Source organism: Bacillus pretiosus, assembly GCF_051294775.1.
GTDB lineage: Bacteria > Bacillota > Bacilli > Bacillales > Bacillaceae_G > Bacillus_A > Bacillus_A wiedmannii.
Map to the genome: position 1 here is coordinate 1,550,045 of NZ_JBPPHF010000001.1, position 16,795 is coordinate 1,566,839.

Consider the following 16,795-nt stretch of genomic DNA (forward strand, 5'->3'; position numbering starts at 1 on the left):
CTTTTATTCCATATACGTTTAAACAATGGAGGAAAATGATGAAACATATTGTTGCTTTATTAATTAAATACACAGCGATAACTGCAGTATTACTAATGGTACTCGGTATCTTTCAAGGCATTTCGATTCCTAGAGTATTACTCATTTCTCTTTTCCTAACAGGAGCTGCCTATTTAATCGGCGATCTCTTCATTTTACCTAAATACGGAAATATGATTGCTACAATGGCAGATTTCGGCTTAAGCTTCTTCGGCATTTGGCTTTTAACATCCTTATTTACAAATTTAGATGCTACTCGTAATATTGGACTTTCTTCATTTATTGCCGCATTAATTATTGGCGGAATAGAGGTTTTCTTCCATATTTATATGAAGAGATTAGTACTGCGTAACGACGATGAATTAAGAAATCACAATCATATTCATCATGATAAATATGCTATGGAAATGTCAGATGAATATATGGATTCTTCTACAATAAATAAATCCAAAGTTGAGGATACATCTAAAAAATAAAAAAGTGGCCAATGCCACTTTTTTTATTTTTGTTTCTTAAGCTTGATCTGAATTTCTTACATGTAACGGAGGTGGAACTACCCACCCTTTTTTCTTACTTAGACGCAGCAAAGTTACACCTGCTTGCGCTTTTTTCATATGAAATTGTCCGAATAGCATCCCTACATCTTCTCGAAGACATTTTCCCATCACTTGACTACATGTCACAAGTCCAGCTGCTAATCCTGTAGCAACAGCTGCTGCTATTTCAGCATCATTAATACGCGCTCCTGGAGGAATATCTTCGATAGATGCAACTGGTCGTTCTGGAGGAGCAGGCGGTAATGCTACGCCATTAACCTTTAAAAGAGTTTTTAACTCTTCTATTTCTGAATTCATATCATTTTCAATTAAGCTTTCTAAAAACTTCTTCAAATCTTCGTCACCTGTGTGATTCATAAATACTTGATGGCTTGCGATTCCACCTTGTGCAGCTAGAAGGTAACTCCAAATATCAAATACTTCTCCGTAATGTAACGGTTCATTTTGAGGGTTTCCACTTAAAATACCCATTTTTAAATTCCTCCCTTTCGAAAATATCATAATAAATATTGATTTCAATATTGAAATCAAACTTTCAAGTATGCTTTTTCCTGCAAAAGATTTTCTATTATGCATGGAAAACACCTTTCCAACACTACGTGTTTATTGTTTAGGAAAGTAGTTTACAAATTAAATACTCAAAGATTATGAAAGAAAATTATCGATAATCTTTGAGTGAGAATCCATTTAATATAAGGGTTTGTTTTTATACATATACAAAAGAAATTGATTTACATGCCTGCTATCTTTTACACTAATTTACTTAACGGTTAGCTCTACCACCAAGTTGTTGTTCAGCCATTGCTACTAAACGTTTTGTGATTTCACCACCAACAGATCCATTTGAACGAGCTGTTGTATCTGCACCAAGTTGTACACCAAACTCTTGGGCAATTTCATATTTCATTTGATCAAGAGCCTGTTCAGCACCTCGAACTAACAATTCATTACGACTTCCACTATTATTGTTTGCCATATCGTTTCACCTCCGATGTTTTTAATATGCTACAAATTATGAAATAATAATTATCCTTTTTGTGGAAATTAGATTATGAATAAATATTGAGTTTCTTCTTAAAATAGGGCAAAAGATATAAGAAAGAAGAGTTGCTATAACGTACTTTTATAACAACACTATGTATAGATTTCTCTTTACTAAAGATTTCTGTTTTGCCAAGAGATACATATAAATTATGAAAAATGATTCCTAAGGAGATATGAGATGAAAGCTGTAACCTATCAAGGACCAAACCAAGTACAAGTTACACAGGTGGATGATGCAAAGTTAGAGAAAAAAGATGATATTATTGTAAAAATTACTTCAACTGCTATTTGCGGTTCTGATTTACATTTATATCAAGGCAACATGTCTTTACCTCCAGGGTATATTATCGGTAATGAGCCAATGGGCATTGTTGAAGAAGTTGGTCCAGATGTTACGAAAGTAAAAAAAGGCGATCGTGTTGTTATCCCCTTTAATGTTGCTTGTGGACATTGTTTTTATTGCCAACATGAAATGGAAAGTCAATGTGATAACTCCAATCCTCATTATGATTCTGGTGGATACTTTGGTTATACAGAGAAATTTGGTAACCATCCAGGCGGACAAGCAGAATATTTAAAAGTTCCTTTTGGAAATTTCACTCCATTTGTTATACCAGAATCATGCGAGCTTGAAGATGAATCTCTACTGTTTTTATCCGATGTTTTGCCAACAGCCTATTGGAGTGTAATAAACGCAGGTGTTAAGCCAGGTGATACTGTTATCGTCCTAGGTTGTGGCCCTGTTGGATTAATGACACAAAAATTCGCTTGGATGCAAGGGGCTAAGCGCGTAATCGCAGTCGATTACTTAGATTATCGGATACATTATGCAAAAAAGATTAACAATGTTGAGGTATTTGAGTTTACAAAATTTCCTGATATGGGAGAACATTTAAAGGAAATCACACATGGCGGTGCCGATGTAGTCATTGATTGCGTGGGCATGGATGGGAAGAAATCGCCACTAGAATTCCTGGAACAAAAATTGAAATTACAAGGTGGAACTCTCGGGCCTATTCAAATTGCTACGAAAGCCGTAAGAAAATACGGAACGGTTCAAATGACGGGTGTTTATGGCGGCAATTATAATGCTTTTCCACTCGGGGCATTTTGGGTTAGAAATATTAATCTTAAAATGGGACAAGCACCTGTTATTCATTTTATGCCGGAACTGTTTGAAAAAATAATAAACAAAGAATTCGATCCAAAAGAAATTATTACACACAAAATCCCCCTTGAAGAAGCGAGCTACGGTTATCAAATTTTCAATAATCGTGAAGATGATTGTATAAAAGTCATTTTAAAACCTTGAAGATACAATTTATTATTCTTCATGAAAAGATAAGATTACACTCCGTAATCTTATCTTTTTTATTACATGCTAAGTAGCTATTCCCCCACTCTCATCTCATATCGAAAATAGTTATTTCAAAAAGACTTTGCATTTTACGGTAACGATTTACTGGTAAAAAAATGAATTAAAGTATTAAGTAACCAATTAGCGGACACGATAACAATGTTAACTAACTTAAAAAGAGGTGTCCTTCATGTTTTATTATAAAGAGGAAATAATTAATATGATTAAGCCGGATAAACCAGACCCAGCTGCTGCAAAAGTTTTACAAGAAATATTAGGCGGGCATTATGGTGAAATGCGTACAATGATGCAATATTTCTTCCAAAGCTCAAATTTTAGAGGTAAAGAGAAGCAATATCGTGATTTACTTCGAGGTGTTTTTTTAGAGGAAATAAGCCATGTAGAACTTGTACAACATACAATTAATCAGCTATTAACTGGATCTGGTGAACCTACGCCAGGAAATGCTGGTATTGACAAAGCACCGCTTGATGAAGCGGTTAAACATGCAAACCCTCACCATTTTATTGTAGGTGCTCAAAGTTCATTGCCTGTTGATGCAGCTGGAAATCCTTGGAATGGATCTTGGGTATATAGTCATGGAAACCTAATTAGCGATTTACTAGATAATGTAGTACTTGAATCTACAGGTGTACTTCAAAAAACTAGAATTTATGAAATGAGTTCTAATCAAACATTTAGAGAAACTCTTGCATTTTTAATTGTTCGTGATAATGCACATCAAAATGCTTTTGCAAAAGCTTTAGAGACATTAGGGGTTGAATGGGGGAAACTCTTCCCTGTGCCGAACTATGATATCAATAAATATCCAGAGTGTAGAAAATATGTAGACATGGGATTCCATAATGCACAATTTAATTTCAGCTTAGATCCAACAAGAATGGGAGAAATATTCCAAGGTGAATCTCCAAGTAGAAATAAAGGAACATTAACAGTAACTGACCCACCAAAAGGTTTTCCTGTACCAGAACTTCCTGAAATGCCAAATGAGCATAGTCCCGGATTAAAAGATATGGATCTTTAAGATCATTATGGCCAACTATTTATTCATGGTTGGCCATAAACCTTTATATGAATTCCAGTTACACTTTATTCCACTTCCATTACATCACCAAACTTAAATATTTTTTGATTACGAAAAGCATCGGTACAAGTAATCGTCTTATTTAATGGATTTATATCAGCTACTGTTATGTAATTTTTATATAGAGAGCCATTTTTATAATATGTAAGTAAAACCTCTTCTTCACCTAAATATGAAATTAACAGCTTATTTTCAATCCTTTCTTTTGCATCTTGCGTTAAGATTGGACGCGGGATCTTTGATTGCTCCTGTATCATGTCTTTAATACAGACGAACTGCTCTGGCATACTAGCAAATGGTTGCCACTTGACCATTCCTCTTCCTTTTGGCATATTAGCATTCATCACGATTTGTGCCCTCCTAATAATGTGTTTCTATATCTTGCTGTTGCGACGCTTGTGTAGGAAATTCCACGTAATATACTGTTCTTACCAAATCGTGTTCGAATTTCGTCCATAACCTTCGTTAATCTCATTTCTTTTTCTCTTTGTATAATGTTATCGAAAAGCGAAATTTGCTCTTCTCCTTCATGTATTAAATTTGTTAAGGAAAGACTTATCGAGCGAATCGGCTCTCCTGTATGCCGTTCGTATAAAAAATATGTACAAACGTTGTAAATGTCCATCGTTAGATTTGTTGCTCTATTTAACGTATGTGCTTTTTTTATTCCTCCCCCGTATTCCCTACTATATCCGACTGAAAAATGAATCGTTTGCGCGTATTTCTTTTCGCTTCTCAATCTGTAACAAACTTCTTCTGCATGCTCTAATAAAATAACGGTGAACTCTTCTATTGAATAATCACGAAATAATATTTGGCTTTTCGCTATAGATGTTGTCGCTGGAACATATTTCTCTGCTATTCTGCTGAAATCAATCCCGTTACTATGCAAGTGTAATTCTTCCCCTATTAAACCAAACGATTGTTTTAAATACTTCAACGGGTACTGCGCTAAATCCCCAATCGTATGTATACCTTTTCGATTTAATTTCATTTCCGTTTTATACGATATACCCCAAAATTTACTGAGTGGTCTAATACTCCATAACTTCTCGGGTATATCGTCATACGTCCACTGCGCTATTCCATCGTTATTCTTTTTCGCTTCCACATCCATCGCTACTTTACTCAATAATAAATTTGGCCCAATACCAATCGTACTTTCGATCCGTGTACGTTCATATATTTCTCGCTTGAACTTTAATGCAAACTCGCACGGATTACTCGCAAACAAATGAATACTCGCGGTCATGTCCATAAAAAACTCATCAATACTATATTGATGAAAATCTTCCGGCGCAACATACTGTAAAGCTAAGCCTGTTATGTAAGTTGAACACTTCATATACGTATGCATAATCGAATTCACAATAATAATATCTGGTCGCTTCGGTATTTCGTACAACCGTGCCATTTTCTTAATTCCTAATGCTTTTAATGGCGGTGTTGCTGCTAATACAATTGATCCACTGCGGTTTACATCACCTACAACAGCCAATTTCGTATATCGTGGATCAAGTCCTTTTTTAATACATGACACGCTTGCATAAAAGCTACGAAGATCTACACATAAAATAATACGATTCGGTAAAAGAGAATAATCATACAAGGTTATCACTCCTAACAAAAGAACGTTTGTTCTTATTATACACGAACCTACGTTCCTTTTGAAGGTATTTTCATGAAAATTTTGGTTAAAATAACCGTTATATCTACGCGCTATCAATTAAGGCGAGAAAAATTATGTATACAAAACCGCTATAATTCCCAATTAACTCATAAATATAAAACTACTAAAACAAACCAATTAAACCTTTATCATCAATAACATACTTTATATAAAGTGAAACTTTAATCAGTGGGGGTCTTACTGCCCATTAAAGCGGGATAAATTCCTTTGTTTCTTATATGTGTGAAGATAATAAAATAAAAAGCAAAGATTTTTATTTTACTTCAGCTTTCTTGTCTCCCATACATATATTCTTCTAAATTTGATTTTTTCTTGTATATTTTTTCAGCAACATCTCCTATATAGCACATGTACCAAGATCCATCCGCATAGCTAGTTACATCCTCCTTTTTTCTATTGTAAATAGCTTCACAATAAAAGCTGTTAAACGAAAAAATTGCGAAGTCTTAAATTAGACTTCGCAATTTATATAAATTTACAATTAGTGACAATACCCATACAAATACAATAGTATATATAATAATCACTCATTATATGTGTTGCTCTTTTAAACGACCAATGCATAAACCAAACCTTTTACTTAGCCATCTCTTATAGTTGGTTTGTGTGTTTCTATATACTTAACCCCCTCTATACTCATTTCAAGCGATAATCTATTCCGATAGAAATTACAAATGATAAAATTTATCTGTTTTTCCTACTTGCTAAATTCAGCAAGTAAAATATCTTTAAAAAATTCCAGATTATGAATGTTTAAACTGTTCGCATTGATAGCAAATGTACGTTTTCCTCCAAGTGTTCCACCAACAAAAGTGGAAAACCCTGGAACGGCACCCCTGTGTCCCCATACCGTAACACCGTTCGGAAGCTTAATTTCAAGAATTCCAAGGCCATATCTAGTTCCCTCTCTTTCTGTAGGAACTGTAGTAAGCATTTGTTTTAGTTGCTGTTCCTTCAGTAATTTGCCACTGAGTAAGTAAGAGAAGAATTTGTTTAAGTCGTCAGCATTAGAAATCATATCTCCATCCGAGCTACCTGGGTTAATATAAGTAACGTCTTTTAGCTCACTGGCTCCGTCTAGTTGCAAATATCCACGTGCATGCTTGGTGCCTGGAATCACGCTTGAATTGCCAGGTAGGAATGTATTTGACAAATCAAGCGGTTCAATAATCCGATTTTCAACCTCTTCCGCATAGCTGTTTCCTGTTACTTTTTCGATAAGGATCCCCAGTATTACGTATCCTGTGTTTGAATAAGACCAACCCTTCCCTGGAGCAAAGTTTGGTGGAAGAGAAATCCCCATCTTTACAAATTCTTCAGCCGTATACGATTTTTTTATATCCGTAATATCAAAATCTTTTGAATTTATATAGTCAGCAATACCACTTGTATGATTCAATAGTTGCCGGATCGTAATCTGGTTACCATCATATCCGTTTCCTTGAATGACACCAGGCAACCATTTTTCAATAGGGTCGTCTAAATTTAAACGGTTCTCTCCAGATAATTGAAGTAGAACTGTTGCAATGAACGTTTTCGTCACACTGCCAATACGAAAGCGAAAATCTGCTTTCATTGGTTTCTTAGTTCTCAGATCCGCTACCCCAGCAGTATAACTCCAAGTTTTACCACCCTTAGAAATTTGAGCGAGTATTCCCGGGTATCCTAGTTGCAGTGTATCCCGCATTGCTTTCTTAACGGAAGTACGATCGCTTTGAGCACTTGTTTGTAACGAACTAGATACATTTTGCGTGGGTTCTGCTTTTACAATTGAGGCTGGTGGTATGTATAACAGAGAACTTCCAGCTATTAAAAGTGCTAGACTTGCACATGTAATTTTACTGCGTGTTTTCATAAAGCATTCCTCTCTTCTATTAAAATTGTATAGATAGTTGATAGCTGTGTCATATACGAACCAAACAGCTATCCATTCTCCCAATGATGAAAAAGCAACAATGCATTTGCAATCATTGTACTCATTATTTTCACAAAACACTCTTGTTACTGATTGTTTTATATGTAGGCCGTACTTCCCCCCCTTCACGCCTCCTTATATTTTTATCCTACACAATGAAAATCTCTTTTTCCTTACCTATCCCTTACGAATTCCTTACATTCGAAATCGTTTCTATAATAATAGGATTGCAGTAGCATCTGTGCTCGAAAGCGCAAAAAAACACCGATGTCGCTTCAGTTTTTTTTCGCGCTTTAAATATTGAATATTCTTTTTACTCTTAACAAGTTTCATTGCTGATTTTTTCTAATATGATTATTTTTCTTGCTATATAACAAAATTTCATAGCGCTATATGAAACATTTATCACGTTGTCATTAAGACATATGATTCTACTTTTATTGATGCACTTGAGATGGACTCACTTTTTGAATTTGAACAAGTATATCAAATGATTTCCCTAATGATATATCAACAGTTTTAGGTATAGTAGGCCCTTCGGTAGTTATCCCCGCGAAAATTGGATGTTGTTCGTTTAACCAAGTTCTTGTCACTCCGTTCGCCTTACGTAAATCAATAAAAAATTGATCTTTTTTAACTTGTCCGAAGGTGTAGTTATAACTGTTTGGATCATCTGATTTTAATGTTCCATAAGGGCCAAATTCACCGTCACTATTATAAACATTATATTGTCCTTCATAAACTGATGTTCCAATAGATACATACCGTTTCCCATAGTATTCTGCTAAATGCTGCCCAGCTACTTTAGGGTATATAAAAGGAATCATATTTGTTTTCGAAACGTGCCCATTATGTCCCCATACAATGGTTTTTCCTAAATGTTCTTCAGTCCACTTCGCATTTTCATACATTGCGATATCATGTTTCAAAAAAATATCCGATGTTTTATCAGGAGGTGACGCTAACATTGTAGTGAACTGTTCAATAATACGGGCATTTTGTTTTATCCATGCGAACTCTTTGGATTTTCCATTTAGATAACTTTTATTTTGTTCTAATAAAGCACTGATTTGTTTAGCATCTGAAATATACTTTTCTTTTTCTTCTTTCGAAAGAATCTCAAAAGTATTCATATCCTTTGTTACAGGAATAAGACCTTTTATCTTCGCTTCTATTCTAGGCACAAGATCTGAATTGTTCCTCTTTACATATTCTATTATATTATTATAAACATTCTCATTTACTGATTGAATATCCATCCCGATGACACGCACTTTAGATTTATGTTTTGGATTAGCATTATATTGCCGAATCCAATCAAGTAAATCCAACATTTCTTTCGTTTTAAATGTAGGTGATAGATGTTGGATTGGGTTTCCCTTACCAGTAAGAACATATCGATCAAGTTCCAAAGCTCTGTCCCACCCCTCTTCTAAAACTAAGTTGGTAAAGCCCTTTTCAGATACTAAGTAATTAACAATACGGTGTTTCATCGTAAAAACTTCATGAGCCCCATGTGTTGCTTCACCTAAACCTACGATTGAAGCTGAACCTACCATATTCTTAAGTGGTTTTAAATCATTAAGAGATGCAGTTGGATTAGTTGTTTTTAAAGGCTTTGCATGTGCTTCTAACCATCCCGCTATTTGATTTGTATTGTAGGGAGCTGTAACAGAAACTTCTATTTTCGAATCTGCATAAGTACTTCCTACAAAATTAGTCAGTATTATAGCAGAAGCACTAAGTGCAATAATTATTTTCTTTTTCATAAAAACCTCCTGAAATACTAATTTATTAATTTTTGACATACTATAAGGACTACCGTTTAATACCATTACCTCTCTTATTACTGTTAAGATACATTTATTCTAATTCCTCAAACTCACTTATTTCTTAATAGGTTCTTAAGAAATCCTTAATTCACTCATACGAATATAAAACTACATGAGCTTCAATCCATTATAGTGTAGTTAATATTGGGCTAATATGAAGTTCCAAATTTTAATTATTTGTAGTCTCTTCATCATAGAGTTAATTTAGGGGTTATTTTTTGTCTACTCCATTGTTTTCTGCACTCTGCATCTAGACGGTATACCCATTGGCCACAGTAAGACTTTATTTCAAGCCCATAAAAAATAGATTACCTGCACACGAAAAAGTTAGCGTACAGGTAATCTATTTGTTTTTGAGACTAATAAAAATCTAATTTATTTTTTGAATTCTTCCATCAATAACAGATTGAATTGGTTCTTTTGATTTTTTTATATAATCTACTAATGCTTCAAAATCAGTTGGTCCTGTTTCAGCATCTTTACCGTTTTTAAAGGATACAAACCCATCTCCACCTGAAGCTAGAAATGCGTTCGCAACGACGCTGTAAGTTTGAGAAGGAATAATTTCTTCTCCATTTGTTAGGCGAATACTTGTTACTTTTTCTCCATTAGGCTTGTTCGCATCCCAAGTGTATTGGATTCCTGAAATTTGAAGCATTCTTGTTATGTCTTTTTGCCATTGTTGATTTAAAATATCACGAATATCTTGACCTGTTAAATTTACTTTTATTAATTGATTTCCGAATGGTTGAATACCATATATCTCTCCCCATGTAATATCACCAGCATCTAAGTCATTACGAATACCACCAGGATTCATAAGTGCAATTTGAGATTGCATTGTTGTACGCTGGGCATCAGCAACTAAATTTCCAAGAGTAGATTCACCAGCCGTATTGAGTTTGCGATCTAGTGGAGCAATAGACTTACCTACAACTTCATTAACAAGAGGTGCGATTTTTGCTTGATATTTCTCCATCTTCTTCTTTATTTTTTTATCAGGCTCCATGCCTTCATGGTAAGTTGTAACAATTTCTGCTTTTTTCTCAACAATATCTTGTGTTTTACGATCAATCTTTACATCAACATCAGCAAAAGCCATACCATAAGAATTTGCTTGTACGACAAGTTTATTATTAACAGTTCCATTTACATAAGTGTGGCTATGCCCACCAAAAATAACATCGACTTCTGGATCAGTCTCATTTGCTAATCGGACGATATCACCATTTGTTACGCCGTTCCCATCTGTTGTACCTCCGTTATGCGCAAGAACAACAATAGATTTAACGCCTAGTTTTTTTAATTGCTTTACGGATTTGTTAATAGCTTCAACTTCATCTGTAATTTCCACATTCTTTAGCATAGTAGGCATAACAAGATTAGGAACATCCGTTGTTACGACTCCGATAAATCCAACAGGAACTCCTTGTACCTTTTTTATAGTGAATGGTGGTAAAAATAAACGACCAGTGGATTTATTATAGAAATTTGCAGCCACATATGGGAATTTTGCTCCTTTAAAATTCCCTGTTTTCTCATGGTATCCACCATAAATAAGGCGATTCATTTCCGCAACACCTTCATCGAATTCATGATTCCCTATAGTTCCAACATCGAATTTCAAATCATTTAGAAATTCAATCGTAGGTTCGTCTTGTAATAATGCTGAAACAGGAGTACTTGCTCCAACAGCATCGCCAGCATGTACCTTTAATGTATTCGGATTTTGTTTTTCACGATCACGTAAATAAGCCCCTAAGTACTCAATACCCCCTGCATCTTTATTGTTAATTTTTTTTACAGTGTCTAGTTGCCCATGAAAATCGTTAATACCGAGCATTTGCACATCTATGTAGCGGTTTGGTTCTGTACTTGCTTGGGCTGAAGGCGCAGCAAATACACTAGTAAAAGTAACTGTACTTAATGCTAAAGCAACTGGAATGATTTTTTTTAACATAAATTTCTCTCCCCTAATTAAAATCTGACATAATACGATGTTATTTTAATATATTAAGAGAATTATTTCTATAAAAATTCAACTAATTATAAAAATTAATAAGATTTTATTGTTTTCTGACAAAACATTTCTTTGTTTTGAGGATTATTCAAAATATTATCTTGATAGTAATATAGCAATCCATCTAAGAGGTCTAAAAAAACTCTAACCAATACATTTTAGCTGTTAAGAAGATTATTCAATTCGAAATTAATGAGTATTTTTCAAGATAACATCTCAATATCAATATTTAAAAATGAATAGAAATTTCATAATGGAAGATTACCGTGGTGCACTACTCCTAATTTAAAAAGATGCTCCTGGATTTATCCAAGAGCATCTTTTATAAAGCTTTATTTTTACTTGTTTATAATTTATCAATTAACAATTATATAGTTGTAATCAGTCCTTTAAAAATGATAGGAGCGCTTCATTAAATTCTTTGGCATGCGTTGCATTTAGCCCATGTGGACCACCCTTTATTAATACTACTTTAGAATTAGGAATTGCTTCATGTGTTAATTTCCCACTATATTCAAATGGTACAGTTGCATCTGAATCACCATGAATAACAAGGGTAGGTATATTAACCTTGGCTAAATCGCCTCTGAAGTCTGTTTTGCTGAAAGCAGCGATACAATCTAGTGTTCCTTTAGGTGATGCACCCGCAGCGATATCCCTATTGTAAAGTCGAAATGGTTCACTAACTAAGTCAGTTCGATCTCCAGCAGCAAAAAATCCTTTCGTAAACTCATCAAGGAATGCTAGGCGATCACTTTTTACTCCATTTTCAAATCCTTGAATTGCTTCATCATCTAATACACCCTCAGGATGATCTGCTGACTTGTAAAGGAATGGTGGTACAGCCCCTGCAAATACAGCCTTCTCCACTCTATTAGTTCCATATTTTCCAATATACCGAGCTACCTCGCCTCCACCCATAGAAAAACCAACAAGTGTGACATTTTGAAGCTCTAAATGTTCTAATAGTTGATGTAAATCAGAAGTAAAGGTATCATATTCATACCCTTCCCACGGCTGAGATGATTTTCCAAAGCCTCGACGATCATATGTTATAACTCTGTACCCAGCCTCAACAAGAGCGGGAACTTGGTATTCCCAAGATCGACCACTTAGCGGCCAACCATGAATGAGTACAACTGGTTTTCCTATGCCATGATCCTCATAATATATCTCAATTGGTGCTTGATTTTCGGTTCCTACAGTAATCTTTGCCATTCTTCTACCCCCAATATTTTAATATATATCCTTTTCTTCAATAATCCGGATGAATCTCGTAACCTATTTATGCACATTTATATTGTGAACTCTATGCATGAAACTCTACTGTTCCGCTGAATTTCTGTTTATGGACAATTCCCCATCTCCTACCTTTTTCATCACGAATTATTTACTGAAAATTCCTCCTATTCAATTCTAATAACAAAAATAGGTAACTATCAATATCGTTCTATCTATAGAATGTATAGGTAAAACCAATCAATTTTATGGTGAAAATAACTATAGTTACCATCTATCCGAATTATAGATAATTTAGAATTGATTAATGAATCGGTTTTCAAATACTATAAATTTGTATAGCGCTTCATATTCTGTGAATGCTGTTATAACTAATATTATCGTTCAGCTTAGTTACAAACTAATCGTAACAAACGAAGAAAATCATGATAATATTTGACTATTTAAACTTTCTTCGATTACTTAATTTTTAGGAGGAATACATAATGACTGATCTCTATTCTCGTATTAACAAAGATGATGCTGTCGTGCTTTTAGTAGATCATCAAACTGGTCTTATGTCCGGACTAGTACGTGACTATGGTGTTGATGAATTTAAGAACAATGTTTTAGCTCTTGCTCACACTGCTAAGTTTTTTGATTTACCAGTTATTTTAACAACTAGCTTTGAAAACGGACCTAATGGACCTTTAATGCAAGAATTGGTTGATCTCTTTCCTCACGCACAAAAAATAGCTCGACCTGGACAAATTAACGCATGGGATAATGATGATTTTGTAAAAGCAATCGAAGAAACTGGAAAAAAACAACTTATCATCGCGGGCGTAGTTACAGACGTTTGTGTTGCTTTCCCGGCACTTTCTGCTATAAAAGCTGGATATGAAGTATTTGCTGTTACTGATGCTTCAGGAACTTTCAGCAAACAAGTTGCAGATGCTGCCAATACTCGTATGGCACATAATGGCGTACAACTTATGAACTGGTTTAGCGTAGCTTGCGAATTACAACGCGATTGGCGCAACGATGTTGAAGGTTTTGGCAATTTACTTGCTAGTAATCTTCCAGGTTATCAAAATATAATTGGAAGCTATTTAGGAGCTCAGCGCGATCTTAGTAAACAAAATGCATAGATGTATTCCAAAGAAATAGCTTTAAATGGCGGTATTGCCATCCAAGACCGCATGGCTTTTCAAGGTGAATACTTTGTTGATTTATACGGAAAGGAAGCTGCAAAGCGTACTCCTCCAATTTATCGTATGTTAGACCTAGGTATACCTGTTGGCGCTGGTAGTGATACAACTAGTGTTTCCAGCTATAATCCTTGGGTTGCTCTTTACTGGATGGTTGCCGGAAAAACCATTGGTGCTCTTTCAATATACGATGAAAAAATAAACTTGATCGAAAAGTAGAACTGGAACTATATTCCAAAGGAAGTGCGTGGTTCTCTGGTGATGAAGGTAAAAAGGGAACGCTTGCAGTAAGTCAGTTTGCTGATATTGCTGTATTGTCTTCTGACTACTTTACTGTGCCAGAGGAAGAGATCAAGAACCTTGAATCATTACTCACCATTATGGGTGGGCAGGTTGTTTATGGAAATGATGAATTTAAAAATTTATCACCTGAATTACCGCTAGTATCACCTGATTGGGCACCGACGGGTGTTTATGGTTATGGGGGTACTAACCTAGCCCAAACTATACTTTCTCACGTTTCCCATGATAACAAGTTACATAGTTGCAGTAATCCCCTCCATCAACACACTCATACTGTAATAGGAAAAGATGGAACTAAATGGGGTATTGGTTGTACTTGCTTTGCTTTCTAAGTCAAAAACACCGGTATAATGTCGGTGGTTTTCTTTCTACAATAAGGGTTTGGAGCCGAAGACGGATCCAAATAGTATTGGTATTAAGATCATAATGGTAATATGGGCTCTATGTAGATTCGAAATAGCAGTATATCCCTAATGGAATCTATTACTATGCGATAAGACCAAAGAGTTAATTGATTAACTTGACTGGTTTTTAACAGCCTTCTCTCCTTGCAAAGTCGGCCCTTTTTCCCTTAAGTAAAAGTCCATGGTATTCCCTTTTGAAGCGACTACACCACACATATAAATCTACTTGCTCTTTGACTTTAATGTAGGTCTTATCCCAAGAATTATGTATCATTTTTAATTCTCACACTATAATCATTATTATTTCTATTATACTGATACTTTTTCAGGATCATTTAACTTTTGCATAAAGATACGTGCTGCAAAACTTAAAAATTTATCATCAAAGTGAATAAGATTAATATCTTGACTTGGTGTCGGATCAATAATACGAACTATACTCAAATTATCATTATTAACAAAGTCAACTAGTGAAAGAGGTATTATGGCAACGCCATGTCCATTATATACAAGGCTCAATAGAGAAATAGAAGATTTTGTTTCTATATTTGCTTCAGATAAAGATAACCCTAAACTCTCACAATATATCTTAATAGATTCACGACAACTACATGAAACCATTATTCTACTCAGCCCTGCTAATTCTCGAAAAGAAACAAATGATTTTTCATTCAAAGGATGTTTTTTTGGAATTACAAGGACGAGCTCTTCGCTATACAAAAGGGTGCTTGTTAATGTGTCTGGAATTTGAGCACTACGTGTGATTCCTAAATCAATATTTTGGTCAACGATTTGATTTACAGCAACTTCGGATTCTATAATTTTTACTATAATGTTGGGATAATGTTGTTGAAACTTCATAATATAAGGTGTTAAATAAGTGAGGTCCTCTAATAAACCTCCTATAGTAATCACACCTCTTTTTACACCCTTTAATTCAAAAATTTCATTATAAACGTCATCAAATTGTTGCATGATAAATTTTCCTTTATCAAATAGCAGCTTACCCGCTTCTGTCATTTTGATACCTCTTCCAACTCGATGAAACAAGGGTGTATCAAGTTCACCTTCTAACACACGTATTTGCTGACTTAAAGTCGGCTGTGAAATACCTAGAACTTCCGCAGCTTTAGTAAAACTATTATTATTACAAACTTGAATAAAATACTCTAAATGACGTAATTCCATTCTTGATACCCACTCTCCGCTTTATGAAAGATTTATAATGAAAAGGACAATATGTATACGTTAACATAACAACTTTATTACCTACTACACTAATTGCAATTACATAATTTTTTTATTTTGTATTACAACAAATTTACTACTATTTATTAATTTTTCCTCCTATTTATTTAATTTATATTTAATTAGGATATTACTAAACAGAAATAACCTCTAAAAACTTACAATTTCCGTGTGTAACATCCTAACTTTTTCAACTCTTTAATTATCATTTCTTCTCCATATAGTCCAAACTATCAAATATTTGCCGAATCCCCTCTTTATGCTGAGGAAAAATAGTATCCATCAATTCAATACCTTCTGAAGTAATTGACGTATACGTGATACTACTACTACTTGCAAATAATATTTTGTCTCCAATTTTTTATAGGCTGATCGCCTTTACTGTATAGTAGCTCAAGCACTGCAAATTCAGTTGGATTAAGTCTATAACTTTTTATATCCTCTTCAATACGCTTAGTGATTGACTGTACTGCCCTTGATAATATAACAAATAACTTTAAAGATAAGCTCTCATCGTTAATCACGTTCCTAATTACCAATCCTTTACAAGTTATCTTGAATTCGAGATTTATTATATTATCGTCAAAATATTATGTCAATAATTCGTTTTAGCTTTATCAAGCCACTTATAATTTATTTCTCAACATAAGACATATGGAATTAGAAGAAAACAATTGTTACTATATAAGTATCTCAATTGCGTTATTTCTTTTAAAGAGAGCTTGTTTTCTAACGCAAGTTCTCTTTTGTCATATTCTAAATTGAATCCGGACAAATTTCAGATGATAAGTCTGCCCATGTATATGGTATAGTTTTTCAACAAAGATTAGAGCCCTCCTTCGTGTAGGAGAG

General features: G+C 34.4%; 13 protein-coding genes and 2 pseudogenes. 5 read left to right on the plus strand and 10 right to left on the minus strand.

The genetic code is table 11. The features are described 5' to 3' along the window. The first annotated feature begins 38 nt into the window (after positions 1–38). On the plus strand, positions 39–515 hold the full coding sequence (locus ACSG5Z_RS07780) for a YndM family protein (RefSeq protein ID WP_142293610.1): 477 nt from the start codon (positions 39–41) through the stop codon (positions 513–515). A 36-nt stretch (positions 516–551) separates the two neighbouring features. Here ACSG5Z_RS07780 and ACSG5Z_RS07785 read toward each other — a convergent pair whose 3' ends face one another. After that, positions 552–1,067, minus strand: coding sequence for a DUF3231 family protein (locus ACSG5Z_RS07785; protein WP_435711218.1), 516 nt, complete (start codon positions 1,065–1,067; stop codon positions 552–554). A 292-nt stretch (positions 1,068–1,359) separates the two neighbouring features. Next, entirely contained in the window at positions 1,360–1,572 is a 213-nt protein-coding gene (gene sasP, locus ACSG5Z_RS07790) for a small acid-soluble spore protein, SasP family (protein ID WP_000002841.1), read from the minus strand. A gap of 246 nt (positions 1,573–1,818) precedes the next feature. Here sasP and ACSG5Z_RS07795 point away from each other — a divergent pair, with 246 nt between their 5' ends. Then, a complete protein-coding gene (locus ACSG5Z_RS07795; RefSeq protein ID WP_435711219.1) occupies positions 1,819–2,952 on the plus strand; it encodes a zinc-dependent alcohol dehydrogenase in 1,134 nt (377 codons plus the stop codon). 235 nt (positions 2,953–3,187) lie between these two features. After that, entirely contained in the window at positions 3,188–4,042 is an 855-nt protein-coding gene (locus ACSG5Z_RS07800; protein WP_060487291.1) for a manganese catalase family protein, read from the plus strand. 65 nt (positions 4,043–4,107) lie between these two features. Here ACSG5Z_RS07800 and ACSG5Z_RS07805 read toward each other — a convergent pair whose 3' ends face one another. The 6 genes from ACSG5Z_RS07805 to ACSG5Z_RS07830 form a co-directional block, all read right to left on the minus strand. Then, a complete protein-coding gene (locus tag ACSG5Z_RS07805; RefSeq protein ID WP_435711220.1) occupies positions 4,108–4,449 on the minus strand; it encodes a YolD-like family protein in 342 nt (113 codons plus the stop codon). Next, entirely contained in the window at positions 4,446–5,711 is a 1,266-nt protein-coding gene (locus tag ACSG5Z_RS07810) for a Y-family DNA polymerase (RefSeq protein WP_435711221.1), read from the minus strand. Before ACSG5Z_RS07810 ends, ACSG5Z_RS07805 begins: the two co-directional genes overlap by 4 nt. A gap of 778 nt (positions 5,712–6,489) precedes the next feature. Then, entirely contained in the window at positions 6,490–7,647 is a 1,158-nt protein-coding gene (locus tag ACSG5Z_RS07815; RefSeq protein WP_435711222.1) for a serine hydrolase domain-containing protein, read from the minus strand. A 497-nt stretch (positions 7,648–8,144) separates the two neighbouring features. Continuing rightward, a complete protein-coding gene (locus ACSG5Z_RS07820) occupies positions 8,145–9,476 on the minus strand; it encodes an erythromycin esterase family protein (protein ID WP_435711223.1) in 1,332 nt (443 codons plus the stop codon). Positions 9,477–9,909: 433 nt separating this feature from the next. Continuing rightward, on the minus strand, positions 9,910–11,499 hold the full coding sequence (locus ACSG5Z_RS07825; protein ID WP_435711224.1) for a bifunctional metallophosphatase/5'-nucleotidase: 1,590 nt from the start codon (positions 11,497–11,499) through the stop codon (positions 9,910–9,912). Positions 11,500–11,940: 441 nt separating this feature from the next. Then, entirely contained in the window at positions 11,941–12,777 is an 837-nt protein-coding gene (locus tag ACSG5Z_RS07830) for an alpha/beta fold hydrolase (protein ID WP_088063900.1), read from the minus strand. A gap of 506 nt (positions 12,778–13,283) precedes the next feature. On the opposite strand from ACSG5Z_RS07830, the gene ycaC reads away from it, so the two are divergent. Continuing rightward, positions 13,284–13,928: an isochorismate family cysteine hydrolase YcaC gene (gene ycaC / locus ACSG5Z_RS07835; protein ID WP_000131218.1), complete on the plus strand. Its 645-nt coding sequence runs from the start codon at positions 13,284–13,286 to the stop codon at positions 13,926–13,928. A gap of 18 nt (positions 13,929–13,946) precedes the next feature. Then, a pseudogene (locus ACSG5Z_RS07840) lies at positions 13,947–14,623 on the plus strand (amidohydrolase family protein); the annotation flags it as partial. Between the two features lie 381 nt (positions 14,624–15,004). On the opposite strand, the gene ACSG5Z_RS07845 reads toward ACSG5Z_RS07840, so the two are convergent. Together ACSG5Z_RS07845 and ACSG5Z_RS07850 are read right to left on the minus strand one after the other, a co-directional pair. After that, on the minus strand, positions 15,005–15,883 hold the full coding sequence (locus ACSG5Z_RS07845; RefSeq protein ID WP_098191329.1) for a LysR family transcriptional regulator: 879 nt from the start codon (positions 15,881–15,883) through the stop codon (positions 15,005–15,007). Positions 15,884–16,101: 218 nt separating this feature from the next. Beyond that, positions 16,102–16,467: pseudogene (locus tag ACSG5Z_RS07850) on the minus strand (MarR family transcriptional regulator). Positions 16,468–16,795: the final 328 nt, after the last annotated feature.